We start from the raw sequence: 23527 nt of genomic DNA, 5'->3' as shown, positions 1-23527 counted from the left end.
GGGGCCCGGCCAGCCAGGCGGATCGTCGCCTCGTACCCGTCAGGGCAGGCAGGGACCGCCGATCGGCATCGGCCGGAGAAGGAAAAGGGGGACGGCGGACTGGCCGCGTCCGTGGGGCGGGGGCGCCCTGCCCTCGTTAAGCCGAACCAGGAGCGCCGACATCAGCGGCGCTGTGCTCTGGGGGAATGTGGTCCGCGGGCCGTTGCCCTCACGGCGGCTCAGCAGCGGCCAGAGGAAAAGCAGCAGACGTCGTACGACTGTCAGCAGCGTCCTGCTCTGCCACAGCAGCCGCTCGGAGATGCCCAGCAGACGCGCGGCGAGCAGCAGCATGATGAGGTGACCGGCCAGCACCACCCCGGGCGACGGATCGGCGACCGTGCCATGCTCCACCAGCCGGGACAAGCCGCCGATGGAACCGCCCTGTTCCGTCACCGCCGCGCACGCGCCCGGCAGGGAGTAGGCCGCGTGGTAGGCAAGCTGCGCGGCCGTGAGCACGGCCAGCACCTGGGAGTCCGTCAACCGCCGCCGCGTGAGTACCACCGAGCCCGGGCCGGCCACCGCGGCCATCCCGGCCACGATGATCCACCGGGGCGCGTGGCACTGCGCCAGCACGTGTCCGGCCAGCGGCAGCAGCACACACAGCACTGCCAGCACACCTGCCCTGAGCCCGCGCAGCACGCCGGACGCCGGTGAGGCGGTTCCTCGCGGGCGGTGCGGTGGCATCAGGTTCGGGCCTTCGTGAGCCCCGTCCGGGATCGGACGGAGGAGCGGACATCGGACGGCGGGGCCGGATTCCCCGTACGCCCTGGCAGCGTACCGACCTCCCCGCGCCTCGGCTCACAACAGGGTGGCACCCGCGGCCAGGCCGTTCGTCCCACCCTCGACGTCAGACAGTTTCCGCAGGTCAGAGGCTACTTATCGGTCATGACAACGGTCACCGATGCAGCCTTTGGTGATTGGCGTATGTGTGCGCTTCACTTCGGGCAAGGCATCCGTCTCAGGGGGAAGGCATACGAAATGAGTGATCACGGTCACGAGCACAGCCCGGGACACGAGCACGGGGAGGGTGGGCACGCCGGGCATTCCCATGGGGTCTCGGCGGACAGCGACCGCCGCTGGCTGGCCATCGCCCTCGCACTGATCACCGGCTTCATGGCGATCGAGGTGGTCATCGGCATCATCGCTCAGTCGCTGGCGCTGATCTCCGACGCGGCGCACATGCTCACCGACGCCGTCTCGATCGTTCTCGCACTGATCGCCATGCGGCTGGCCGCCCGCCCGGCCCGCGGTGTTTACACCTACGGCCTCAAGCGTGCGGAAATACTCTCCGCCCAGGCCAACGGACTGACCCTGCTCCTGCTCGGCGCGTGGCTGGCGTACGAAGCCGTGCACCGCCTGATCGACCCGCCCGAGGTCGAGGGCGGTCTGATGCTCGCCACCGCGCTCGCCGGCATCGTCGTGAACGTGGCCGCGGCCTGGTGCATCTCCAAGGCCAACCGCTCTTCCCTCAACGTCGAGGGCGCCTACCAACACATCCTCAACGACCTATTCGCCTTCATCGGCACCGCGGTCGCCGGCCTGGTCGTCGTCCTCACCGGCTTCGCCCGCGCGGACGCGATCGCCACCCTCGTGGTCGTGGCCCTCATGTTCAAGGCCGGCTACGGGCTGATGCGCGAGTCCGGCCGCATCTTCCTGGAAGCCGCCCCGGCCAACATCGACCCCGACGTGCTCGGCGACAAGCTGGTCGCCCAGCCGGCCGTCGTCGAGGTCCACGACCTGCACGTCTGGCAGATCACCTCCGGTCAGGCCGCCCTCTCCGCCCACATCCTGGTCGAGTCCGGTGGCGACTGCCACGCCGTCCGCCGCGACCTCGAAGAACTCCTGCGTCACGACTACGGCATCACCCACACCACGCTCCAGGTCGACCACACCCCCGATCTGGTCCTGCAGGTGACGTTGCCCGCCGACCGTGGCCTGCTGCCGACGGACGACACCTCGCACTGCGAGGAACCGCACGGGCCGATCCACCGCGAAGAGCCGCACGAACACTGACGGCAGATAATCCAGGGTTTTCTGAATCCACGAATACGTGTACCGTCGGAGGCATGCTGAGCATCGCCTCCGACATCGACGCCCTGGCCCGCTTCGGCCGTGCGCTCGCCGACCCGATCCGGTGCCAAATCCTGCTCGCTCTCCGGGAAGCCCCCGCCCACCCGGCCGACCTGGCCGACAAGCTGGAGATCTCCCGCACCCGGCTGTCGAACCACCTCGCCTGCCTGCGCGACTGCGGCATCGTCGTCGCCGTCCCCGAAGGCCGGCGCATGCGCTACGAGCTGGCCGACGCCCGACTCGGCCACGCCCTGGACGACCTGCGCGGCGCGGTCCTCGCAGTCGAAGCCGACCGCACCTGCGTAGAGGCCGAAGAGAAGGGCTGCTGCTGATGACAGCCATCTCCCTCGGCCCCACCCCGGCCCGCCGCACCCAACTGGCCCGCCGTATACGCCTGCTGGTCGCCGCCACCATCACCTACAACGTCATCGAGGCGATCGTCGCCATCACCGCCGGCACCCTCGCCTCCTCCACGGCCCTGATCGGCTTCGGCCTGGACTCGGTGATCGAGGTCTCCTCCGCGGCAGCCGTGGCCTGGCAGTTCTCCGCCACCGACCACGCCGCCCGCGAAGCCCGCGAGAAGACCGCGCTGCGCATCATCGCGTTGTCCTTCTTCGCCCTCGCCGCCTACGTCACCGTCGACTCCGTCCGCGCCCTCGCCGGTACCGGCGAAGCCCAGCACTCCACGCCCGGCATCGTCCTGGCCGCGCTCTCCCTCGCCGTCATGCCGTTCCTGTCCGCCGCCCAGCGCCGCGCCGGGCGAGAACTCGGCTCCGCCTCCGCAGTGGCCGACTCCAAGCAGACACTGCTGTGCACCTACCTGTCGGCCGTCGTCCTGGTCGGCCTGCTCGCCAACTCCCTGTTCGGCTGGAACTGGGCGGACCCGATCGCCGCCCTGGTCATCGCCGCCGTCGCGGTCAAGGAGGGCCGCGAGGCGTGGCGCGGCGACAGCTGCTGCGCCGTCCCCATCGGCGGGATCGCTGAAGCGGAGGGCCAGAGCGACGGCTGCGGCTGCGCTCCGGGCTGCGCCTGCTGCACGCCCGGCGAGGAGAAGGAGGTGGGCGCCCGATGACCGGCTGGGCCTGGACGGCGCTGGCGCTCTACGGGTTCTGGCTCCTGACCGCCTTCGGTATCCGCACGCTCATCCAGCGCCGTCGCACCGGCGACTCGGGCTTCCGCGGCCTTTCCGGGACCCCCGGCTCGGCCTCCTGGTGGGCCGGGGTGCTCTTCGTCGTCGCCCTGCTCGGCGCCGCCGCAGCGCCCGTGGTCACGCTGGCGGGTATGCCGGTCCTCACGGGCCATGCTCCGGCCGTGCACGCAGTCGGCATGGCGATCGCCGTGCTGGGCGTCGTCGGCACTCTGATGGCCCAGCGCGCCATGGGAACGTCCTGGCGCGTGGGCGTCGACCAGGAGGAACGCACCGCGCTCGTCAGCGATGGCCCCTTCACCCTCGTCCGCAACCCGATCTTCACCACCATGGCCGTCACGGGCCTCGGACTCACCCTCATGGTTCCGAACCTGCTTGCCATCGCTTCTCTGGCCGCACTGGCCATCGCCGTTGAGCTGCAGGTGCGCGTGGTAGAGGAGCCGTATCTCAGGGCAGTACACGGTCCGGCGTACACCGCCTACGCGGCAAGCGCAGGCCGCTTCGTACCCGGCTTTGGACGACAGCGGCCCAGCCCGATTGACACAAATTCCTAGCTTGGCGGAGGCATTCGGTGCCGTCGGCAGCCCCACCTTCGAGGCGGTGCTCCAACCCCCGCGCCTCGACGTCTTCGGCCGAGGTGGGACCTGACACCTACCTAGTGCGCCGACTGCCTGCCCTCCCATGACTTCCCGATGCTGATCGAGGATTCAAGGCGGCTTGGCTGCTGGCCGGGCAGCCATGGCCGCCACCTTCTACCAGTCGGCGTTCGCCCCCGTAACACGCTGGTGGGTGAGGACCTCGTCCGTGTCCTCACGACCCTCACCCTCGTCGGCGGCCTGGCCTCCACCGTCTTCGCACCCCTGACAGCCACACTTGCCGAGCGCTTGAGCTTGCGCAGTACGTATGCGGTCCTCGCGGCCGTCACGATTCCTGCCCACACCCTCGCCCTTCGCGCCTCATGGCCCCGGCACCTGTTCACCTCGCCCAACAGCCCGACGACAGCAGGTCGGTCGCACGTAGCCGTCCATTCCTGGTCCTGGCCGCCGCGCTCACCCTCAACGCCTTCGCCATGTACGCCGTTGTCATCGCCCTCGTCCCCCTGCTGACCGAACGCGGCGCCAGCCCCACGGCGGCAGCCTGGGCCCTCGGCCTCGGCAGCGCGCGCCAGACTCTCGGCCGTACCCTCTACGCGACCCTGACCCGCCACACAGGCGTCACCACCCGCACTGTCACGCTGATCGCCGCGGGCGGTGCCACCACGATGGCCCAGAGCCGGAGCTTTTTCAGCATCCGGCGCAGACAAGGGTCTTCGCCCAGGTTTTGCGCGGCTTTGTCGCCTCGGCGGCGGACCGAACTCAAGTGATGTATGCGACTCACAGTCCGGTATTCATCGACCCTCGCAACTACGAGCAGATCCGTCGGCTGGCCAGGGTAGGCGGTTGGGATCATCCCGACGTGAAGGTGCGGCAGCTCTCCGAACAGGATCTGGTGGCGTCGCTCAGCGGCCGTGTGACGGAGAAGTCCGTCTGGCGTCACGCGACAACGCGCTACGTGAAGGACCTGGCAGAGCTAAGAGCTGTGTGCCCTAACGGACTACACCAAGATGCGGTGGCAGATGACCGAAAGCAGTGTGAAGGAGATCAACCAAGGGTCAGACAGCAGGTTTATGGTCTTGGAAGTAAGGCATCGTTCTATTTGGAGACGGATTGTCAAGGAAACACCCTCGCATTTACATTGTGCTCTTCGGGCTCCTTGTGTTCCTCCTCGTAGCTGAAAGCTGCCTATTTGCATGGAGCGCAGCCAAGGACGTAAGTTACTTTGCGAGAGAGCAGGTTCTTTCAGCACTGCTCAGACTTGTAATCGTCGCCCTCAATACTGGCGCACTGGTTCATATGTTTCACCAGTTATACGAGCGCCGCAAGGCTGCCCGAAAGCAGGTACCGATCATTTTTACTGCAGTCGGGGACCGAGGTCCGTGGCATCATCCACTTGTCTTGCTCTCCCAGGCTGCCGCTCTTCCAATGTTTTTCATTCCAATTTGGATTGAGCTGAGGAGCCCGGAAACGGATTCGGGAGATCTGAAGTGGCTCATTGTCTCTATTCTTCTATTCTTGGGCGCCGCAGTAATCCTAGTCAGCGCTTTGATCGACGGACACGTAAACTTCGGCTGGGTGGCCGTCGGCGCACTATTGCCACTGCTGGGATTTTTTCAATTCGCATATCTGACATTCTATAAGCCAGCCCATGAGCAGCCAAAGGTTGACGTAACAACTCGACTCGAAAGGGTGAATGCATCGAATGGAGTCACGCGACTTCGCGGTGTTGTAACGCTAAAGAATAATGGGGAGGCGCCAGCTGAGGCGCTCGGGGCCGTCTACTCGGTTACTGGCCATTTCATGGAGTCGGCAGAGCGAATGTCTACTCGTGAAATGAAAACAAAATTGGACCGTTCGGAACCGAACCTGGATCATTTTGGAAGGTTCGTGTCCCTTCTCACCCTCGATGACCTGCTTAGGACTGGCGAATCCCTGGCGCCCGGGGAAACTCGGACTCACTCATTCGTCTTTGATGCCCGAGACGACAAACAGAACCTTGTTCGCTTGACGGCCTATACTTCAATGTCCACACCAACGGGCGACTCAGGGCATGCTCAATGCAGCTCTGGGGCGAAATCTGAAAACGTCTGCACGAGGACAGACTTTTCACCTTCAAGTTGGGTTCGCAAAACTCTAGGGGATGAGCCTTTCGCCCGTACTGTAGTGCACCTTGACGCCATGAAATCTCGCCCACCTGCGCCCCCATATCTCTCGACCAAGTATGGCTCTAGTGGTGGAGGAAAGCGTGATGAGGTGCAAGAAATTGACCCTCTTGTTCGGGATCAGTTCACGCAGTCAATCACAGAATTTAGATTGGATCCCTAATTAGTACTGCAACGACAGTTGGGTGACGTGTCAGGCTCCAGGTCGTTGGTGGTGCGTGGGTGGGAGCGTCTCGATTGACGAAGTCCGCGGCTGGGCTGCGGGGTTGAGCTGGGTTGCATAGCCGGTTCGGGTCGTGCTTTCGCAGGTCGGAGCCTCGCCGGCGGGCGTTGGAGTACATGCGGGGGCTGCTGTCTCCCCTGGAACGCCAGAGTGGGTGGCCGCTGGCTGAGCAGGCCGGTGATCGGGGCCCGGAAGGAATGCAGCGGCTGCTGAACCAGGCGGACTGGGACAACGATGCGGTCCGGGACCGGGTCCGTGCCTACACGGTGGAGCACATCGGTGCCGCGGACGGAGTCCTGGTCGTCGACGAGACGGGGCTCGTGGGGAAGGGGGTGCGCTCGGCGGGGGTGCAGCGGCAGTACACCGGTACCTCCGGCAAGATCGACAATTGCCAGCTGGGGGTGTTCCTCGCCTACGCCTCCGGTGCGGGACCGGCGCTCATTGAGCTTCTTCAGCGTTGCCGCTCCAGGGTGAGGACAGCTTTCGCGATTGACGTCATGCGGTTCGGGCTGCATCGGGATCTGCGGAAGATCCGCCAGGACTTCAGCTGTGCGACGCCGCGTTCGACCGGTGCCCGTGCCGTGGTCAGGGTCCGGTTGACGGTCTTCTCGGTGAGGGTGAGTTCCTGCAGGGGCCCGCGTTTGATGCCCGTGGTCACCCAGGGGCCGCCGCCCTGGTAGGCGAGATCGGCCGGGATGGGGACGCCCTGGCGCTCGCAGATGCGGATGATCCGGTGGGTGCGGGCCGCGGTCAGGTCGTGAGTTCGGCCTGGCAACGTGGGTGAGAGCCATAGCAATCGGCCGCCGGGATCGGTGACGTCTCGGGCGACGTTCGGACGTGGGCCCCGAGCCGAGTGGCAACTCTGCAGGCGGGCAGTTCGGCCTGGCCGCGCTCGCGGCGGTGCGGTACGACCAGCCCGGTGCCCCGGGTCCCGGACTAGATCGATAGGTACCCGGGACCTACTGGCGAAACGGGCTTCCTGAGACGACTGCGTCGCCGTAAGCCGACTGTTGCCGCCCCGGCGTGGGTTGATCGTTTTGAGTGGCTACTTTTGGGCGAGCCTCGGAGGTCTCCCGCGCAGCGACCTTTGTGAACACCTGCTCCGCGCGGTCCAGGGTCAGCCGCATCGCGCCGCAAGGTCCCACCGCGTAACCGGTGCGGTGGCCGTGAAGGTGCAGTTCTGCCACCGCCTGAACCGCGGCATCGACCTGTGGCACGTCGTCCGGCGGGACGAGAGCGTGCAGTTCCTCCACCCACTCCCAGCCGAGATCACGGAGCACCGTTCGAGCTTCATCCTTCTCCCAGCCGCTTCGCGCCACCAATCCATGACGGGGTCCGCCGAGAAGACCATGTCGGGGTTCGTCATCATTGCGCCATCTCCTCGGCTCGTTCCGCAGGCTCGGCTTCTTCGCGGCCTCCATCGGCTTGTGCGGGCCAGGCTGCGAGCTGGAAGCGCGCTGGACGGTCTTCGTGCCGTCCGACTCGGCATTCGTCGCCGGCCTTTCCGAGGGCCTTGTTCATCCGCGCGAGGAACCGGTCGTACTGCTCGTGCCAGATCACGGTCGAGCCCGCGTCTGCGTACGCATCGGTTCGGGCGAAGGCCAGGGCCGCGATCTCGTACCCAAGGCCCTCGTGCTTCGCCCAGCACGGCGGGATGACGTCCTGCGGCTGCCAGGCATACGTCCAGTTCAGCCAGCGGCACACGGAGTCGAGCCACGCGGGCATGGGCGCGATCAACTCGGCTGGCAGAGCCCTCAGATCCCACGGAGCGGGGCCGTCGACCACGGACTCGTCTGCGCTTCGCTCCGCGATGTACTCCAAGATCAGCGCCGGTGGCTCGGGGAAGGGCTCCAATTGCGCAAGGGGATTCGTCATGCGGCAGCCGCCCCCTCGCGGTCAGCCCACGTGGCGGCGTGAGCCTTGGCCTGGTTCTTCTTCGCCGTGGCCTGCCGTGAGCGCTCCGCCTCGTTCGCCGCTCGCAGGGCGCGGACGTGACCTTCGATCTCGGTCCAGGACTCCCAGGTCCACATGCCGTCGAGACGCGTGACGATGGGCGGGAGGTTGTCGGCGAGGACCAAAGCGTGGCCTTCCGGAAGACCCCTGATTTCGTCACCGCGCAGGACCGGTTCCAGTGCCATGTGCGTGGCGGTCGAGTGGCCGCCGCGGTCTCCCCCAGTTGTGGTCTTCGTCGTGCGCTCCCGTTCAACCTGACCGCAAAGATCGGACATGTCCTTGAGGAAGTCGGGGTCCTTGTCCCCGCTGAAGACCACGACGTTGTTGGTGAACGCTGCCAGCTCTTTCGCCGTGTCCTCGCCGAACCGGGCTCGGGCGGACGCCCAAGCCTGAAGCCCGTAGATGACCGTGATGCCTCGACCACGGCCGTCGGCGACGCGCTGACGCAGGCTCGGGATGGGTGCGATATTCGGCGCCTCGTCCAGCGCGGCGAGGAGGGCCGGGTCGAGCCGTCCGGCCGGGGAGGCAATGGCGTGAGCCTCTGCGAGGTCGAGCAGGTCTTCGGCTATCGCCGTGGTCAGCGGTGCGACGCTGTTTACCTCCGAGTCCTTGCCGAGCAGGTAGATGGTGCCTCCTGCGTCAAGGAAATCGTGGAAGTCCGTAGCGTCCTCTCCGTCGCCCTGGAGGGCGCGGATCACCGTCTGGTGCATGAACGGTTCCAGGGCCGCGTCGAGGGTCGAGGCGGTGTTGCCGACCGTGCGGCTGTCTCCTGTGGTGGCAGTGCGGAGCATGTCCGCCCAGCCGGGGCCAGCGCCGGGATGAGCGTTGAGGATGCCAAGGGGGGCGGGGTCCGTGAGCTTGCGGGCCCACTTCAGCACCCAGTCGAGGCTGGCGCCGTCGAGGGCGGCGGCGTGGAAGAACGCGGCGAGGATCTTGGACGCCTGTCCCTTGTAGAACGCGCTGCCCTCGCTGGACTGTGCCGCGGAACCCGGAGTCCGTGAACCCGCGACGAACGCCTTGGCCCTCATCATCGCGACCTCCGTTTCGGACGCGCCGTTGATTGGCGTCCAACGGAACCTCGGGAGGGAGGGTGCGATGTTCTGCGGGTCGAAGACCATGACGGGTCGGCCGTCCCGCCGCCGTGCGTCGAGGGTCAGTTCGACCAGGTCAGGTTTGGTCGAGGTGGCCAGGACCGGACCGGCCCAGTTGCGGATGGTCGGAGCGAAGAAGCGCAGAGTCTTTCCGCTGCCCATGGGGCCGATGACCCGGCATGCCTTGTCGGCGCGAGACCACAGCTCAACGCCTTTCGGGCGTTGCGAGGTTCCCAGCGAATAGCCGAAGTCGTAAGGATCAAGGAGGTGGTGCATGGCGTGCTCCGGAACAAAGTGGGGCGAGGAGAGGGGCGGATCAACGACCGACGGAGCGGTCCTTCGCGAGGCTCACCGCTGATGCACGAGCGGGCTCGTCGGCACCGCGGGTGAGGGAAGGGCGGATCTCCCTGGCTCTCAGGACCGCCTTGGCTGACATCTGGCGCTTCAGCTGCCCCTTGCTTGCGAATCCGGCATTGCGTCGGCCCCGGTTCATCAGGACCCAGACCGTCAACAGGACCACCGCGCACACAACGGTCAGGGCATAAAGGGCCAGGGAGACCCCACTGGGCATGACGTCCACTACTCGGCCCTCCGTGCGATGCGGGCCGCGAGGTAGCGCATCCGCCGACCGCAGAGCCGGGAGAGGGACGCGTCCGGCCCTGCACAGCGCGGCGGCGCCGTATGGAAGGCGCTGTGCAGGTCTTCGGCAGCTCGCCAGATATGGGCGACGGCCGTACGGACGCGGCCCCCGGCTGCGGAGTAGTCGCCGTGGTCCAGCACGTTGGCCAGCGCCTTCGTACGGCGGGCGAGGTCGAGAGCATCGGCGTGCAGTTGGTCGATGTCCTGCCGCACGGCGTGCTCGTCGGTCGGGAACGTGGTCTCGTCGGTGGTGATGGTCATGGAGGGGACGCGCTCCGAATCTGCGTGGAATGGGTCGGCGGCGGAGAAGTGGCGGTACTTGCTCATTCGGTGTGCGGGGATGTGCTGGTCAGGTCGGTCATCGAGCCGGAGGAGAAGCACAGGTGCTGCTCGGCCTCGACCAGGAGGTGTTGGACGCCGGGATAGATGACCTCGCCGACCTTCCACAGAGCGATTCCGCGGCGCAGGCGCATGATGTGCTCCGCCGTCCAGGACGGCAGGCCCAGCCGGGACACCGTCGCTTCTGCCTCGGATTTCTTCTGCGAGTAGATGACGATGGTGTCCGCCATCTTCAGAGCCGCTTGGGTCTCCGGGCTGTCATCGATGTCCGACAGGTGGTGGACGATGAAGATGCAGGACAGTCCGTAGCCACGAGCGAATTTGAGGAACTTCTCCAAGAGTGAAGCGAGTTGGGGAGTTCCGAGGATGTGCCACGCCTCCTCGCAGACGAGGATGCGCTTGCGCTGGGTGTAGCGGAGGCAGCCCGATTCCGGGTTCGGCCCCACTTCCCAGGCTCCGGAGTTCGCGTCGACCACGACCCGTTCGTGCTGTCCCGGTTCCGTACCGCACTCGCACAGCGGACGCAGCCACACCTCTTCGAGGAACACGCTGATGACGGCGACGAGGATGGTCATGGCGACGCCGCCGGACGGGACCTTCGTCAGGTCGAAGACGATCATGTCGGCGTCGAGGTCCACGCCGAGACTGGTCGGCCCGTCGAGCATGCCGGTGAGGTCGCCGGTCGCGTCCTGCTCACTGCCGCAGAGCCGGTCCAGCACGTAGGACGCTTCGAGGCCGTCACCAAGAAGTTCGTCCCGTGTCCGTTGCTTGGCCGTGGCGTCGGACTCCTCCGGAGACCGGAGCGCGGCGGCGACGTCTGCCAGGACCGGCGTGCGGCCAAGGGCACCCGCCCGCTGGTGGGCGCGGCGGATCGCGATGCGCAGTGCGGAGCCGGCGAACTCGTCCAGGGACTTCCCGAGGCCGAGTTCGACGATCGTCCGCACCAGCTCGATCTGCCGCTTGCCCGCGATGGCCGGGTCCATCGGGTTGATGCAGGAGGCACCGCGACCGCCCCCTGGGGCGAACTTCACGGGGGCCTTGCCGGTCAGCGAGTGACCGAGTGCGGCCCACTCGCCCTCTTCTCGCTCCTTCTGCTCCTTGGTGTCGAGCACGACCACCTGACGGCCGAGGCGGATCTGTCGTGCGGCGTAGGTCTTGGTGAGCGCTGACTTCCCCCGGCCGGTGTCGCCCATCACGATCATGTTCCCGCCGGGCAGGCCGTCACCGAACGCCGAGAAGGGGCAGTAGATGAACGCCTTCCCGCTGTACAGCTCCCGGCCGATGATCGCCCCCGCGGTCCCCAGGGTCGGGGGTGCGATGGGCAGGTACAGGGCCTGGCTGGTGGTCGTCTCCGTGTAGAGCGGGCGGCGCACCGTCTCATACATCGGGGACAGCGGGGCGAGATCGAGAAGCTCAGTCACTTGATGCCTCCGGCGAAGGGCAGCGTGGTGGCGAAGGCGCGAGCGTGTTCGAGGTCGAGCCACTCCACCCGGAGCTGGGCATTGCGGGCACGGGAAGCGGTCGTGCGCTTCGTGCGCTCCAGCTCTTCGGCACTGCGTGCGGAGATCGTGATGTAGCCGACGACTGCGGAACCGGCGGCACCGGACTGGGCCAGGGCCATGCCGCGCGAGCCGGTGGCGTCCGCCGCGATCTGGTCGCGCGGGTCGATGTTCTTGCCGCGCTTGCGGTCGCGGTCCATCTCCGCCTGGTTGTTGGTGTCCTCGGCGAGCATGCGCTCCACGGCCTTGTTGTTCGGCTCCAGCTGCTGAGTGATCGCGATGGTTCGGATCACGTCAGGCATGCCGATCAACAGGGGGGCCAGGAAGTCGGGGCCGACCGGTGTAGTGGGCCAGCCGACGACGGCCGCGGTGGCATGGAACCACTGGTTCGTGGAGCCTGCGGCTCGGGAGGCCACATGTGTGCCCTGACGGACATCGACGTTGCGCGGGAAGGCGTGTGCCTGTGGGAGCTCGGTGTCCCAGATGGCGTGGTCCGGGTCGTAGCTGTTACGGATGAACGCAGCCAGCCGGCCTTCATCGAGAGGTGCGATCACCGATAGGTCAGCATCCTCCGCGCGTGACCAGAGCTCCTCCAGATACGCGGCCATCGCCGCTGCGATCCCCTTGTCCCCCGTGCCTCGGGCCGCGCCTTCGGCCGCCAGGTCGCGGGTGAACTTCGCGTGGATGGTGATGTAGTAACGGTGTTCTTCCGCCGAGGTCGACACCGCGTTGGCCAGCACGTCGTACGAGTCCTTCAGCCACTGCGGAGCGGCGGCCGTCGCCGCTGACTCGTCCCGCTGAGTGATGAACCGCTGGTGCGCGTAGGGGTCGGACTTCATCTGCCGGGCGATGACCTGAACCCGCTTGACCGGGTGCTCGTCGACGTTGCCGAAGGCGTCGAGGAGTTCGCCCCAGCGCTCCAGCGCGACGACCTGTTCGGCGACTTCCTTGCCGCCCAGGCCGGGGGAGGCGATCTCCAGGGTGGCCGTGACACAGCGGGCCTCCGGCTGGAGGACGACCGCGGCTCGCTGACCGCGTACCGAGACCGGGACCCAGGTCATCCCCCCAATGCCCTCAGGCTCGGCCAGCGCGGCGTCCGGCGGCGTGCCGTCCCGGCGCACGCCGGCCTCGAACGCGGGGGATACCCACACGCCGCCCGTACGACGCAGCGCACGACGGTGGTAGCGGTTGATCCTCCACCACCGGTACAGCGTGCGCCGCTGGGACGTGCCCTTCGGCCGGTACGGGGCGTACACGACGACGAGCGCGAACAGGATCGGCGTCACAAGGCCGACTGCCGCGATGGCCGTGGCACCGCTGAAGAGGTAGCCGAGGAGGATACCGGCGACCGCGCCACCACCGAGTACGACCTGTTCGCCCATGTCGCGGCGGCCTACCAAGCCCGTGGGGCGGTGCGTTCCGAACTGATACGTACGAGTCGTCATGTCACTGGTCCTTGCTGGGGGTCGGCCTGCCGGGCAGTGGGCCGCCCGACGGCCGCGACGGCGGCGGGGACGTCACCGAGGGCCCGGAGCCCGAGGTGGTTCCTGATGCGGACGTGGGGGAGGCAGGCATCGCGGGTGAAGCCGGCGCCGCCGAGGCGGGCGGCTGCGTCGAGGTCGGGGGTGCCGGGATCGGTGTTCCGCTCGCGCCTGGTGGTCGCCCGGTGGCAGCGTGGTTGCCCGCGGATCCCCAGTTCGGAGCTGAGCCGACGACGGGGGAGGACGAGGCTCCCTCGGGGCGCGCAGCAGCTGGTGCACCGACCGATCCGGCACGGCTGTCGTCGCTGTGCTGTGCCTGGTCCTGACCGGAGCCGCCGTTGGCTGCGTCGGCGCCCTGCATGCCGGGAGAAGCGGCGGCCTTGTTCCTCGCCACGTCCACGCCCGCCTTGGTCGCAGCGGCCGCAACGCCGATCGGCCCGGCGGCAGCCACACCGCCACCACCCGTCGTCGCGGCCGTCTTGGCCGCCGTGCTCTTCGAGCCGCCCCCGACCAGCGCGTCCTGCACGTACGAGTTGATGGCCCGGTTCGCATGCTGGCCGGGGCCGTCGATCACAGAAGCCGGGCCCGCGGACTGGGCACTCTTCCGGTCGTGATGGAGCTGTGCCATCTCGTCGCCGAAGGCAGGCACCCACTTGTAGAGGGTGGCTGAGGCGAACACGGCCAGCAGCAGGATCAGCGCGCCTACCAGGGTCTTGGACACCTCGTCGGACATGCTGCCTGACGAGTCACTGAGCAGGGCGCCGCCCAGGCCGAGCAGGGCGAAGAGCACCGGCTTGCTCAACCCGATCGCGAAGATCGCAGCGAACCACCGCTTGCTCTTGCCCCACAGATCCTTGTCGACGAGTCCGGCGTTCACGATGGGGCCGAGCGCGACGCCCACGTAGATCGCCGCACTGCGGATCAGGAGCTCGACCCACATCAGCAGGGCGCCGATCAGCATGATCAGGTTGACGACTAGCAGCTGACCGACGCCTCCCGTCGGGTTCGCCGCCATCGTCTTGAGGATGTTCTCCAGGAATGGCCTGAAGTTCGAGGTCGCGTACGGCTCGAACATCGCGGTGACCTGGTCAATCGCCTTCATCAGAAGGGCGATTGCAGCCGGGGTCATGGCGTTGACTATGAACTGGAGCAGCAGGAAGCCGACCGCCTCGGAGATCGCGGTGGTCAGGGCGACACCGCGCACCGCCCGCTTCGCGACGGCGATCAGCCACAGGGCGACTGTGAGCAGGCTGGAGACCGCGAAGATGATCGCGTACTGCTTCAGGAACCCGCTGCTCGTGAGATCGATCTTCGTGGTGTTCTGGATCAGTTCCAGCATCTTCCGCAGGAACCAGATGTTCGCGTCGGTGAGCTTCTGAAGCAGAAAGCCCAGCGGATCCGAGACGAAATCGATCGCGGCCTTCGCCTCGCACACCATCGGGATGTAGCAGAACGGGTTGGCCACCGCGGACGGAACAAAGACGAATCCGATGACCACGTTGACCCAGACCACCGTCTGAAGACGGCGACCCCACCGGCCCGGCGTGCCCCGCTCGACGCTCAGGAGACCAGGGGCGTCATCACGCAAGCGCAGGCGCATTGCTGGCACCTCCCACGTCCGTGAAGCGGTCGGCCGGCGAGGCTTCCTGCAGAGCGGGCGGCGACGGCACGAGCGGCTCGGAGGGGGTTACGGCCGTCGTCTTCCATGTCCCGTCGGTCCACACCAGATCGACGGTCATGCGCAGGAACGCGATCTGCGGGCGCTGGGTCTCGTCCTTGCCAGCGACTCCGCCCACGGACGCCGTCCACAACTCGACGCTCGCGGCCTGGTCGGAGTACGAGATGGACCGGGTGGCGAGCGCCGCCGTCCGCGTGACCAGCTCGCTGCCGTCCGCGGTCTTGCCGTCGACGCCGACCCCGCGGTTCTCCATGACCAGGCGTGCCGTCGAGTCCGCATCCGAGGTGACCGCCTCCAGCACGCTCGGCGCGGCCGTGGCCGCCAGCATCCTCTGCCGCCAGTCGTCATTGACGAAGAACCTCGGGTCGCCGAAGAGCATCGCGGCGCTGACCGCAGCAGCGTGGGCGCCGCGCTCGTCCCGGGCGTAATTCGCCGGGAAGCCGTTCCTTCCGGCGGCGCCGCTCAGGACCGGGTCGTCGGCAGCCGAGGGGACGTAGTCAGAGAAGTCGTTCGTGACGTTGGACGCCTGCTGCTCGTCGATCGGGGCCACGAGCCCGCTCGTGCCCGAACTGTCCCTCAGCTTCCAGTCATTGGACTCCCAGGAGAGCGTGACCGTCAGCGACTGGAAGCCCACCTTCGGCGTCGCGTGCCCGGCTGCGCTGCCCCGAACCGTCGTCGTCCACAGCCGGACCATCGCACCGTGATCATCGAAGCCAAGCAGGCGCGCAGCGAGCACGCCGGTGCGGGCGATGGTCCGCTTCGGGTGCACCTTGGCGTTGTCGCCGCGAAGTGCGCCGACAACGCGGCGCGCGTCCTGGTCGGCCTTCCTCGTCACAGCCTTGGCGGCGGCGTCGCTCGCCATCACCGCCACCGCGCGGTGCCGCGCTCCCCTGTTCGTGAGGAACGCGGCACTGCCGCTGACGGTCGTGTAGTTGGCCGCTGCCGCTTTGGCACCGGCCTGCGTGCGCGGATAGCCCACAGGAACGCCGTTCACGGTGCGCACGCGCTCCTCGCCCACCCGCGGAACGGAGTGCGCGGGCGACGATTGCGCAGCAGCGGGAGCGGACGGGCTGCCGGTGGCGAGGCTGACGATCACCCCGGCCGCAGTGACGACTGCCGCCCCAGCGACAGCCACGCCCCAGAGCTTCGCGGACGACCGCTTCGCGCCGGCCGCCATCGCCGGATCGTTCCTTCTACGGGAGCGAGAAGCCATGGGTCACACACCCATGCCGTACGTGATGACGAAGATCGTGCCGAAGGACGCCACGAGGAAGACGCAGGTCAGCCCGCCGACCATCATGCCCTTGCCGCGCGAGCTCTCCATCGTGGAGTGCCCCTCTCCGAACCAGCCCTTGCTCTTGCCGACACCCGCGAGGAACGCCCCGGCACCGATGACGAGCACCACAGCCGCGATGACACCGAGGATCACCTTCGCCGTCCCGCCGAGCTTGCCGAAGGGGCCCCAGTCCGGCTTTACGCCGGACACAACGTCGGCTCCGGCGGCGAGGGTCGAGTGCAAGGAAGAGTCGGAGACGGCAGATAGGAAGCTGTGCATATTGGTTCCCCTGATGCTTTGGATATCGAATGGGTCGGATTCCCCGGCAGCGGAGAGAATTGCTCGGTCAGTCGAGCTGCATCGGCACGGGTACGTAGCGCTGGGACACCCAGCCGACCTTTCCCGCGTGCACGCCGTTCTTCACCTTCACGTACGACCAGCTCTTGTTGGAGCCCGTGGAACCACGGTTGCAGCCCCAATAGACCCGCGTGTCCTCAGCGAGTTGCCCCTTCGCCAGCCACTTGACCCCGGGCCCCGTCCTGAATTTCACGGTGGCGGAAACCCTGGTGTTCAACTTCACCGACTCGGTGCATGCCTTCTTGCCGACGCTGCTGACCGCGGCGTTGGCAGTTGCGGAGGTGGCGACTGTCACGCCAGCGACCAGCGAAAGGGTCAGTAGACCCGAAGTGGCCAGACGCGAAGTGCGTAGGTTCATGGAATTCCTTTTCGTCAGATGGGTATTCACGAGGATCTGCATGCCCGAAGGAGTGCAGAAGGACTTCGGCACACAGGTGCCGTTTTCCACGCCGGATTCCTCAGGAGAGCTGCATCGGCGTGTTGATGTAGGTCCGGGCCACCCAGCCGGTCTTGCCCTTGTTCACGCCGGACTTGACCTGGACGTGGCCCCAGGACTTCCCGCTGCCGGTCGATCCGCGGTTGCAGTCCCAATAGACCTTCGTGTCCTTGGAGAGCTGCTTGATTGCGACGTACTTGGTCCCCGGACCGCTGCGCAGCTTCACAGTGGCGGAGACGGTGGTCTTCAAATGCACCCACTCGGTGCAAGCCTTCGTACCGACGCTGCTGGCCGCGGCGCTGGCGGGCAGGGTGGTGGCTGCTGTCGCCCCAGCGGCCACCGACAGGGCCAGCAGACCCGCAGTAGCGAGACGGGCAGGGGTATGCAGATTCATGAAAGTCCTACCTTTCGAAGTGACTTGATTGGGTGATTACGGGGCGTGCGGAATTCGCCTAATCCGGCCGTGCGGCTGCGCCCTTATCGGCCAGAGATTGCTGGGATCCGGGCTGGGCGTAAGGCGAATCCGGTGTGTGGAGGTTCGCTAAGCGCTACACGGGACACGGGATTCCGAAGTGGTCATCCGACGTGCCGCATCGCGATGATCTGCGGCTTCCAGAAACTGAGCGGTTTGATCCGGACCTTCGCCCCGGTGTGCGGGGCATCGATGACCTGGCCGTCGCCGATGTACATCCCGACGTGCTCCGGGCCAGCTCTGCCCGGAACGCTGAACAGGAGGTCACCGGGGCGCAGTTGGGAGACGCTCTTGACCGCCGTCCCGGCATGAACCTGCTCGTAGGTGACCCGGGGAAGGTTCACGCCTGCCTGCTTCCAGGCCATCTTGGTCAGCGAGGAGCAGTCGCAGCCGTTCGCGCCCTCATACGGTTTGGCACAGCTGCCGCCCCACCGGTACCAGGTGCCCAGGGCAGTCTTCGCGGCGGAGATCGCGCGGGCGGCGCCTTTGCCAGCCGGAGCGTTGGGCTGGACTGCGTCGGCCCACTTCGCCGCCAACTGCCGGATGTCCCTTGCGTAGTTGCGTGTCTCGGGATACGGCGGGATGCCGCCGAACTCGATCACAGCAGGGCCGCCGGCGTTGTACGCGGCGAGCATGTTGTCCGTCGAGTCGCCCGGCACCTCTTTGACCTCTTCGGCGAGCGTGCAGTCATACTTCGCCTGAGCCGCGATGGCATCGGCCGGGTTACGGACGTCCTTGACGCCGTCCCCATCCCCGTCCACCCCATGCTGAGACCAGGTCGCAGGCATGAACTGCGCGATACCGAGCGCCCCGACCCGGGAATTCGCATCCGGATCGAACTTGCTCTCGGTGTAGAGCTGAGCCGCCAGGAGTGACGCAGTGACCTGCGGACACTCGCCCGCGTGCTTGCTGATCAGCGCTCGGACCCAGCCCGGAACCGGGGCGTCCGTCGTGATGCTGCCGCCCGGGCCGGTCTCCTGAGCGGAGGCGCTGTCAGCCCCGCCGAACGTGGTCAGCAGAGTGATAGTCGAAACGACCGTGAGTGCGAAGAGCCCCAGACCGAAGTGGATGCCCTTGTTCATCCCGCCCCCGTCACGCCCACGGCAGAGCCGTGACGCGCCAGCCTGTGGAGCTGTGCTCCAGACGCACGACCAGGTGGTCGCGGCTCTGTCGCACCTGCCCGGACTTCGGGGTCGTGCTGACTGTGTAGCCGACTCGGACAAGGGCCGAGGACGGGCTAACAGCGGGAGCTCCGTCGGGAACCACCACGGAGTCGATCTTTACGGTCTGGCGGGCCCTTTCAGCACGAAGGGCTGCCCATGCGGCGTCCTGGCTCGGCCTCTTCTGGGCGAGGACGCTCGCGAGCTCACCCGAAGCGAGCTTGGCCGCGCGAGCGCCGGCGTCCGCATACGACGTGTCCTTGCCGTCGCGGGCATCGTGCTCCGCATAGGCCGTGGTGAACGCCCGCGCTGTGCGCTCAACATCCTTGGGCAGGGCCGTGCCTGGTGCTGGCGCGAAGCTTTCTGCGCTCGGGGTGGACGTCTCGGCGATGCCCACGCTGACGGAGCGGTGCTGCGGGCTTGCCGCCTTCGAGGGGCCGTCCGACGAGCTGGAGCAGCCGACTGACAGAGCCGCAAGAGAGCAGACGGCTCCTATTCCGACCCGTGAATTTATGAAACGCCTGGATTTAGGCATGAGGGAACCACGACCTTGGTGCAGTGTTCTAGGGGGAGAGCGGGTGTTGCGGTCCCTGACCAGGGGACCGCAACACCCCTTCGCAGGAGTGGGGGAAGTTCTCCCGCGGGCTTCTACCGGCGATTGCCGGGGAATCCGATGCGTGGATCGAGGGGCGCATATGGCCCCTTCTCCGACCTGCCGGGCGAATATCCGTGCGCTCGATGCTTGTGGGCGCTTCCTGTATCCGTGGGCAGTGAGTATTAAGCAGGGTGATGTGGCGTTATCCGTTACTCATATCAAGGTCGATCAGCCCCTCCCGGAAGTGTGGAGATCCGCTTTAATAGCGAGTCTCCAGCGATAGCCAGTTATCTGTGGCGCTGACTGTTCCTGAATCATTGCAGGGGTCTGCGGACAACTCGAATCAGCAAAAAAGTCGGAACCTAATTCCAAGAATTAGGTTCCGACTTCCGGTGTGGAGGGGTTGGCCCGACTCGCGGTTACTCAGGTTGAATCCGAGATGTCCGGCTGATCGTTCAGGCCGAAAAGGTTCAGGCCGGTGGTTGGCAGGCAGCCGTCGATCAGGTGCGGCCGGTTCTGGATCTTCTTCAGCTTCCGCTTGATCACGCGGGTCAGGTGTGCCAGGTCCGCGGCGGCGAAGTCCGGCCAGGGCGCGCTTGAGCAGGCTCCAGATCCCCTCCTGTGGGTTGATCTCCTGTCCGTACGGCGGCAGATGGAAGATGACCAGCCAGTTCTTGTGCTCCTCAGCGAAGTCGAAGATCTCCTGCTACAGGTGGACGGAGAGGTTGTCCCAGACCCACACCACTGGGGTGCCCAGTTGCAGGTGCACCATCCGGATGAAGTCGCGGTAGTCCTGCCAGGTGAACGACTTCGGCTCGCCCTTGCGTCCGGGACAGACGTGCAGCTTGAAGAACATCCGGGCTCGCACCCCAGGCTTGAAGCACACCGCCCCGGCGATGTTGACCCGCCCACCGCGCCACCCGGCCACCCGCACCATCGGACGGGCGTCGCGTGGCGCCCAGGTCCGCCCCCGCGGCGGGATCAGCGACTGGCCGCTCTCGTCCGCGAAGCAGATGTGGGCGCCCAGGTCGTGCGCGGTACTTTACCCGCGGCCACACCTCGGCCTTCCATATCTCGATGGCCGCCTCGTCCCGCTCCAGCGCCCGGCGGATGGGCACCTGACAGCTCCAGCCGTGCCGCTTGAGCAGCCGCCACACCCATTGGACGGTGTAGCCGACGTGGAACATCCGGCCGATCAGCAGCTTGACCCTGGCCAGCGTCCAGCCCTGCTGCTCGTCATCGAAGCCGTGCACCAGCGGCCCCGCTTAAGCTCCGCCTCCAGCCGCTGCGCCAGCGCAAGCCGTTCGGTCATCATCGGCCCCGCCGACGCCAGCGCCGCCGTACCTCGGCGCTGCCAGGCCGCCCGCCACCGGCGCACCGACCGGTCCGTCACCCGTAGCGCCACCAATCTGCGCGGTGCCCGCGTCAGCCTCGAACCACTTGGCTGCCTCCAGCCGCACGGCCTCCCGCTTCTCCTGCTCAGCGGGCGTCAGCCCGTCACCTTGCGCATACCGCATGCTCCGGTCGTACCGCAGGGATCACCACCCGTCACCCCAGCCCGAACATCGCGGATTCCAGATGAGTAGCCCAGAACCACCATCATCCACGAGGAAGCGAACCGAGGGAGTCGCGCTTCTTTCGGGGAATGTGACGAGGGTATCTATTCATCAACTACCGTTGTCCTAGCAGGAGATAGGCGTTCCCGGGGGCGGGGGAAGCACATGGCGAAGGCCGTGAGGTGGCTGATCACCGTCCTGGTTATCGCGGGCGCGGCTGTCTGGGCGCTCGTGCAGCTGTTGAAGGGACACCAGGACGCGAGCAGCACCGCCTCCATCGTGTCCGTGGTGCTCACGGCCTTGAGTCTCGCCCTTGCGCTGGGCGGTTGGGAGGCGGCCCGCAAGGCCCTTCCACAGCGAGATGACGGGCTGATGCACGCACAGAGCGCTGCGGGAACACTGGCGAAGAGAGTCTTGGCCGCCGAGGAGAAGCAGTTCCGCGCTCTGATTGGCAGGGACGAAGAACAACTCACTCTTACCTTCACCCGACGTGCTGCTGACAGGATCCCCGGCAGAGGCCCGCCACGCGGGCAGGTCGCGGGCAGCAGTCCCTCGACAAACGTAAACGTCCCCGGCATCGCCGAGTACTACCGGGCCTGTTCGAGGCCTCGCCTCGTCGTCACGGGAGCCGCCGGCGCGGGAAAGACGGTGCTATCGGTGGAGTTGGTGCGCGGCCTTCTTAAGCAGCGCATGCCGAGCGATCCCGTGCCCGTACGAGTTCCGCTGGCCGAATGGGACCTGAAGGTTCCGTTCGAGAAGCTTCTGATCGGCCACGTGATCAAGGCCGGCATTTCCGAGCAGCGCGCGGAGTGGATCGTGGAGAATGGGCTCGTCCTGCCCGTCCTCGACGGCCTGGACGAGATGGACCCGGGCCTCACCGACGCGCACGGCGACATCATGTACGACCTGGACGGGCAACAGCTGCCGGACCCACGAGCCCCGCGTGCCCTCGAAGCGTTGAAGAAGCTCAACGACCACGGGAACATGGTGTCGACGTTTCCACTGGTGCTGTTGTGCCGCAAGGCCCACTATGACGCCCTACCGCGGTCAGATCGTCTGCAGCACGCGGTCGGCGTCGACATCGACCCGCTGAGCCTAGGGCACGTCGCGGAGCATCTGACCACGGTGTTCCGGGACGAGGAGCGCTGGCAGAGGTTCGCTCAGGACCTGTCCTCGTCCGCCGTGCTCTACGAGACCCTGGCGACGCCGTGGTGGCTCTTCCTCGTCAAAGCCGTCTATCACAGGCGCGGCGATCCCTCGGAACTATTCGACTACACCTCGGCGCCGCTGCTCAAGGACCGCCTGCTTTCCCTCTTTATCCCTGCCGTCGTGGACATCCGCCCGTCGCGGTACGACGCCGAACGGGTCCGAGCATGGCTCGCAGTGATCGCCCGCCATCTGCGCAGCGGACCCGATGCCGGGGAACGCGTCGACATCCACCGCCCCCGGCTATGGTCGATCGCAGGAATCGACCGCGTGCGCTACGCGGACGCGGTGGCGGCCACCCTCGTCTTCCTAAGCCTCGTGCTGCCACTGTTGCTCTTGAGGCAGAGTACGGGGGCCTGGCTGTACCCCACTGCCGGGCTGGGGGCCGTTCTGGTGGCGAGGGACGTCTTCCGACAGGCGGGCGACATGCCAATGTGCGTGCCTTGGGGGCGAGTGTTCTCGCAGGCAACGCTGCGCCTGGTCATCGACACGGTGCCAGTGGGGCTCGCACTCGGCGGACTGGGCGGGCTGGCAGCCCTCCCCGTCGCGTGGCTGGCCGACGCGATGGGTCTCGGATCGCTCGTCTCGTTCCTGCCCGCTCTAGCCGTGTTCTGGTCAGTCCTTCTGGGCATACGGATCGTGCACGGAACGGGACTCACTCATACCTTTGGCGGTACGTACCCACCCGACGTTAATACCGCCGTGAGGTGGCATTACGTACTGAGGGGCGATCTCCTCTTCGGAGGCGCCGTGTTCGTCGTCGCCGGGCTCTCCATGGTGGCAGCCCGGTGGGTGATGTCCTTCTCAGACGCGCTGGTGCTTTCCTCGGTGCCGATTCTCGACGTTCTGACCTTCGGCCTGATGGCCGCGGCTCTGCGCTGGGTGCAGGACTTTGGCGGTGGCCGGAGGTACCTGGTGTTCCTGCTGTGCCTGCGCAACCAACTCCCGTATCGACTCGGAGGGCTCTTGCGGTGGTCGCACGCGGGAGGTCTGCTGCGAACCTCCGGCGGCGCGTACCAGTTCCGGCACCGTGAGTTCCAGCGATGGCTGGCTCGAAGCCCGTAGCCAACCTGAGCCACCAGGTTGTGGACATCGCGAGTTCAATCTGAGTAGGCGGTGGCGTGCCAGATGTGCTCGGTGACGATGCCGATCCAGGACGCGGCTGGACCGGCGAGAAGGAGCGGGGCGCACACGTTGTACGAGAGCACGGTCTCGTGGGGCTCCACCACGACCTGTGTGAGAAGGCAGTGGTCGAACGGCAGCCAGGTTGCCGGCGCGTAAGCGGTCCTGATCCGAAGTCCCGTGGAGGTCAGGACGACTCGGGCCGGGGCGCAGTCGCGCCAGCGGGGACTGGCCGCAGCTTCTGCCTCTCGTCTGCGCCGGGCGTCGAGCCGCGGATTGGGCACCCAGCGCCGGCCGAATGCCGGGTGGTCCTCGTAGTACCCGGCGGGGCGGTTGGGCGGAAGGGCGGGCTCGGTGCCGTAGAACCGTGCTGTCGTAGCCACGAGATCGGCAAAGGCTGTCTCGCCTTCGGCCAGGGGGAGGTCCGGCA

22 protein-coding genes and 4 pseudogenes are annotated in these 23527 nt (G+C 66.8%); 7 read left to right on the top strand and 19 right to left on the bottom strand.

Going from position 1 to position 23527, the window contains the following annotated elements:
* Positions 1-39: 39 nt before the first annotated feature.
* A complete protein-coding gene (locus ACFZBP_RS36740; protein ID WP_391419928.1) occupies positions 40-723 on the bottom strand; it encodes a hypothetical protein in 684 nt (227 codons plus the stop codon).
* Between the two features lie 294 nt (positions 724-1017).
* Between ACFZBP_RS36740 and ACFZBP_RS36735 the strand changes: the two genes are divergently transcribed.
* The 6 genes and pseudogenes from ACFZBP_RS36735 to ACFZBP_RS36710 all read left to right on the top strand — a co-directional run.
* Positions 1018-2052: a cation diffusion facilitator family transporter gene (locus tag ACFZBP_RS36735; RefSeq protein WP_391419926.1), complete on the top strand. Its 1035-nt coding sequence runs from the start codon at positions 1018-1020 to the stop codon at positions 2050-2052.
* A gap of 53 nt (positions 2053-2105) precedes the next feature.
* Positions 2106-2441, top strand: coding sequence for an ArsR/SmtB family transcription factor (locus tag ACFZBP_RS36730; protein WP_381864333.1), 336 nt, complete (start codon positions 2106-2108; stop codon positions 2439-2441).
* Positions 2441-3181, top strand: a complete 741-nt coding sequence (locus ACFZBP_RS36725) for a cation transporter (protein ID WP_391419924.1) — start codon at positions 2441-2443, stop codon at positions 3179-3181. Before ACFZBP_RS36730 ends, ACFZBP_RS36725 begins: the two co-directional genes overlap by 1 nt.
* Positions 3178-3810, top strand: coding sequence for a methyltransferase (locus ACFZBP_RS36720; protein WP_391419922.1), 633 nt, complete (start codon positions 3178-3180; stop codon positions 3808-3810). The genes ACFZBP_RS36725 and ACFZBP_RS36720 overlap by 4 nt, the downstream gene beginning before the upstream one ends.
* Before the next feature lie 152 nt (positions 3811-3962).
* Positions 3963-4523 (top strand): annotated as a pseudogene (locus ACFZBP_RS36715) (MFS transporter); the annotation flags it as partial.
* 1767 nt (positions 4524-6290) lie between these two features.
* A pseudogene (locus ACFZBP_RS36710) lies at positions 6291-6683 on the top strand (transposase); the annotation flags it as partial.
* A gap of 5 nt (positions 6684-6688) precedes the next feature.
* On the opposite strand, the pseudogene ACFZBP_RS36705 reads toward ACFZBP_RS36710, so the two are convergent.
* From ACFZBP_RS36705 to ACFZBP_RS36625, 17 genes and pseudogenes are all read right to left on the bottom strand, one after another.
* Positions 6689-7054, bottom strand: a pseudogene (locus ACFZBP_RS36705) (transposase family protein); the annotation flags it as partial.
* Between the two features lie 142 nt (positions 7055-7196).
* Complete coding sequence (locus tag ACFZBP_RS36700) at positions 7197-7517, bottom strand: hypothetical protein (protein ID WP_391419919.1); 321 nt, start codon at positions 7515-7517, stop codon at positions 7197-7199.
* A gap of 85 nt (positions 7518-7602) precedes the next feature.
* Positions 7603-8112 (bottom strand): hypothetical protein, encoded by a 510-nt coding sequence (locus ACFZBP_RS36695; protein WP_391419917.1) that lies wholly within the window; start codon positions 8110-8112, stop codon positions 7603-7605.
* Positions 8109-9443 (bottom strand): TraM recognition domain-containing protein, encoded by a 1335-nt coding sequence (locus tag ACFZBP_RS36690; RefSeq protein WP_391419915.1) that lies wholly within the window; start codon positions 9441-9443, stop codon positions 8109-8111. The genes ACFZBP_RS36695 and ACFZBP_RS36690 overlap by 4 nt, the downstream gene beginning before the upstream one ends.
* A gap of 417 nt (positions 9444-9860) precedes the next feature.
* Complete coding sequence (locus ACFZBP_RS36685) at positions 9861-10181, bottom strand: DUF6238 family protein (RefSeq protein ID WP_391419913.1); 321 nt, start codon at positions 10179-10181, stop codon at positions 9861-9863.
* A gap of 62 nt (positions 10182-10243) precedes the next feature.
* On the bottom strand, positions 10244-11680 hold the full coding sequence (locus tag ACFZBP_RS36680; protein ID WP_391419911.1) for an ATP/GTP-binding protein: 1437 nt from the start codon (positions 11678-11680) through the stop codon (positions 10244-10246).
* Positions 11677-13203 carry an SCO6880 family protein gene (locus tag ACFZBP_RS36675; protein WP_391419909.1) on the bottom strand — a complete coding sequence of 509 codons (1527 nt, stop codon included), beginning with the start codon at positions 13201-13203 and terminating at the stop codon, positions 11677-11679. The genes ACFZBP_RS36680 and ACFZBP_RS36675 overlap by 4 nt, the downstream gene beginning before the upstream one ends.
* 1 nt (position 13204) lies before the next feature.
* Positions 13205-14839 carry a hypothetical protein gene (locus ACFZBP_RS36670; RefSeq protein ID WP_391419907.1) on the bottom strand — a complete coding sequence of 545 codons (1635 nt, stop codon included), beginning with the start codon at positions 14837-14839 and terminating at the stop codon, positions 13205-13207.
* Complete coding sequence (locus tag ACFZBP_RS36665; protein ID WP_391419904.1) at positions 14820-16094, bottom strand: hypothetical protein; 1275 nt, start codon at positions 16092-16094, stop codon at positions 14820-14822. The genes ACFZBP_RS36670 and ACFZBP_RS36665 overlap by 20 nt, the downstream gene beginning before the upstream one ends.
* Positions 16095-16133: 39 nt before the next feature.
* A complete protein-coding gene (locus tag ACFZBP_RS36660) occupies positions 16134-16403 on the bottom strand; it encodes a hypothetical protein (RefSeq protein WP_244190583.1) in 270 nt (89 codons plus the stop codon).
* A 136-nt stretch (positions 16404-16539) separates the two neighbouring features.
* Complete coding sequence (locus ACFZBP_RS36655; RefSeq protein WP_391419902.1) at positions 16540-16998, bottom strand: hypothetical protein; 459 nt, start codon at positions 16996-16998, stop codon at positions 16540-16542.
* 10 nt (positions 16999-17008) lie between these two features.
* Entirely contained in the window at positions 17009-17380 is a 372-nt protein-coding gene (locus tag ACFZBP_RS36650; RefSeq protein WP_391419900.1) for a hypothetical protein, read from the bottom strand.
* Positions 17381-17562: 182 nt separating this feature from the next.
* Complete coding sequence (locus tag ACFZBP_RS36645) at positions 17563-18540, bottom strand: NlpC/P60 family protein (protein WP_391419898.1); 978 nt, start codon at positions 18538-18540, stop codon at positions 17563-17565.
* Positions 18541-18550: 10 nt separating this feature from the next.
* Entirely contained in the window at positions 18551-19015 is a 465-nt protein-coding gene (locus tag ACFZBP_RS36640; RefSeq protein ID WP_391419896.1) for a hypothetical protein, read from the bottom strand.
* Positions 19016-19636: 621 nt separating this feature from the next.
* Complete coding sequence (locus ACFZBP_RS36635) at positions 19637-19759, bottom strand: hypothetical protein (RefSeq protein WP_391419893.1); 123 nt, start codon at positions 19757-19759, stop codon at positions 19637-19639.
* Positions 19760-19919: 160 nt separating this feature from the next.
* A complete protein-coding gene (locus ACFZBP_RS36630; RefSeq protein WP_391420114.1) occupies positions 19920-20141 on the bottom strand; it encodes a hypothetical protein in 222 nt (73 codons plus the stop codon).
* A gap of 190 nt (positions 20142-20331) precedes the next feature.
* Positions 20332-20400: pseudogene (locus ACFZBP_RS36625) on the bottom strand (winged helix-turn-helix domain-containing protein); the annotation flags it as partial.
* 534 nt (positions 20401-20934) lie between these two features.
* On the opposite strand from ACFZBP_RS36625, the gene ACFZBP_RS36620 reads away from it, so the two are divergent.
* Positions 20935-23040 carry an NACHT domain-containing protein gene (locus ACFZBP_RS36620; RefSeq protein ID WP_391419891.1) on the top strand — a complete coding sequence of 702 codons (2106 nt, stop codon included), beginning with the start codon at positions 20935-20937 and terminating at the stop codon, positions 23038-23040.
* A 35-nt stretch (positions 23041-23075) separates the two neighbouring features.
* Here ACFZBP_RS36620 and ACFZBP_RS36615 read toward each other — a convergent pair whose 3' ends face one another.
* Entirely contained in the window at positions 23076-23480 is a 405-nt protein-coding gene (locus tag ACFZBP_RS36615; RefSeq protein ID WP_391419889.1) for a hypothetical protein, read from the bottom strand.
* Between the last annotated feature and the right edge of the window lie 47 nt (positions 23481-23527).

Source organism: Streptomyces sp. NPDC008086 (genome assembly GCF_042957325.1).
GTDB lineage: Bacteria > Actinomycetota > Actinomycetes > Streptomycetales > Streptomycetaceae > Streptomyces.
This window is presented reverse-complemented; position numbering and strand designations above follow the sequence as displayed.

Coding starts and splice junctions, on each gene's coding strand:
- ACFZBP_RS36740 (WP_391419928.1), bottom strand. CDS start 723: ATGCCACCGCACCGCCCGCGAGGAACCGCCTCACCGGCGTCCGGCGTG.
- ACFZBP_RS36735 (WP_391419926.1), top strand. CDS start 1,018: ATGAGTGATCACGGTCACGAGCACAGCCCGGGACACGAGCACGGGGAG.
- ACFZBP_RS36730 (WP_381864333.1), top strand. CDS start 2,106: ATGCTGAGCATCGCCTCCGACATCGACGCCCTGGCCCGCTTCGGCCGT.
- ACFZBP_RS36725 (WP_391419924.1), top strand. CDS start 2,441: ATGACAGCCATCTCCCTCGGCCCCACCCCGGCCCGCCGCACCCAACTG.
- ACFZBP_RS36720 (WP_391419922.1), top strand. CDS start 3,178: ATGACCGGCTGGGCCTGGACGGCGCTGGCGCTCTACGGGTTCTGGCTC.
- ACFZBP_RS36695 (WP_391419917.1), bottom strand. CDS start 8,112: ATGACGAATCCCCTTGCGCAATTGGAGCCCTTCCCCGAGCCACCGGCG.
- ACFZBP_RS36690 (WP_391419915.1), bottom strand. CDS start 9,443: ATGGGCAGCGGAAAGACTCTGCGCTTCTTCGCTCCGACCATCCGCAAC.
- ACFZBP_RS36685 (WP_391419913.1), bottom strand. CDS start 10,181: ATGACCATCACCACCGACGAGACCACGTTCCCGACCGACGAGCACGCC.
- ACFZBP_RS36675 (WP_391419909.1), bottom strand. CDS start 13,203: ATGACGACTCGTACGTATCAGTTCGGAACGCACCGCCCCACGGGCTTG.
- ACFZBP_RS36670 (WP_391419907.1), bottom strand. CDS start 14,839: ATGCGCCTGCGCTTGCGTGATGACGCCCCTGGTCTCCTGAGCGTCGAG.
- ACFZBP_RS36665 (WP_391419904.1), bottom strand. CDS start 16,094: ATGGCGGCCGGCGCGAAGCGGTCGTCCGCGAAGCTCTGGGGCGTGGCT.
- ACFZBP_RS36650 (WP_391419900.1), bottom strand. CDS start 17,380: ATGAATCTGCATACCCCTGCCCGTCTCGCTACTGCGGGTCTGCTGGCC.
- ACFZBP_RS36645 (WP_391419898.1), bottom strand. CDS start 18,540: ATGAACAAGGGCATCCACTTCGGTCTGGGGCTCTTCGCACTCACGGTC.
- ACFZBP_RS36620 (WP_391419891.1), top strand. CDS start 20,935: ATGGCGAAGGCCGTGAGGTGGCTGATCACCGTCCTGGTTATCGCGGGC.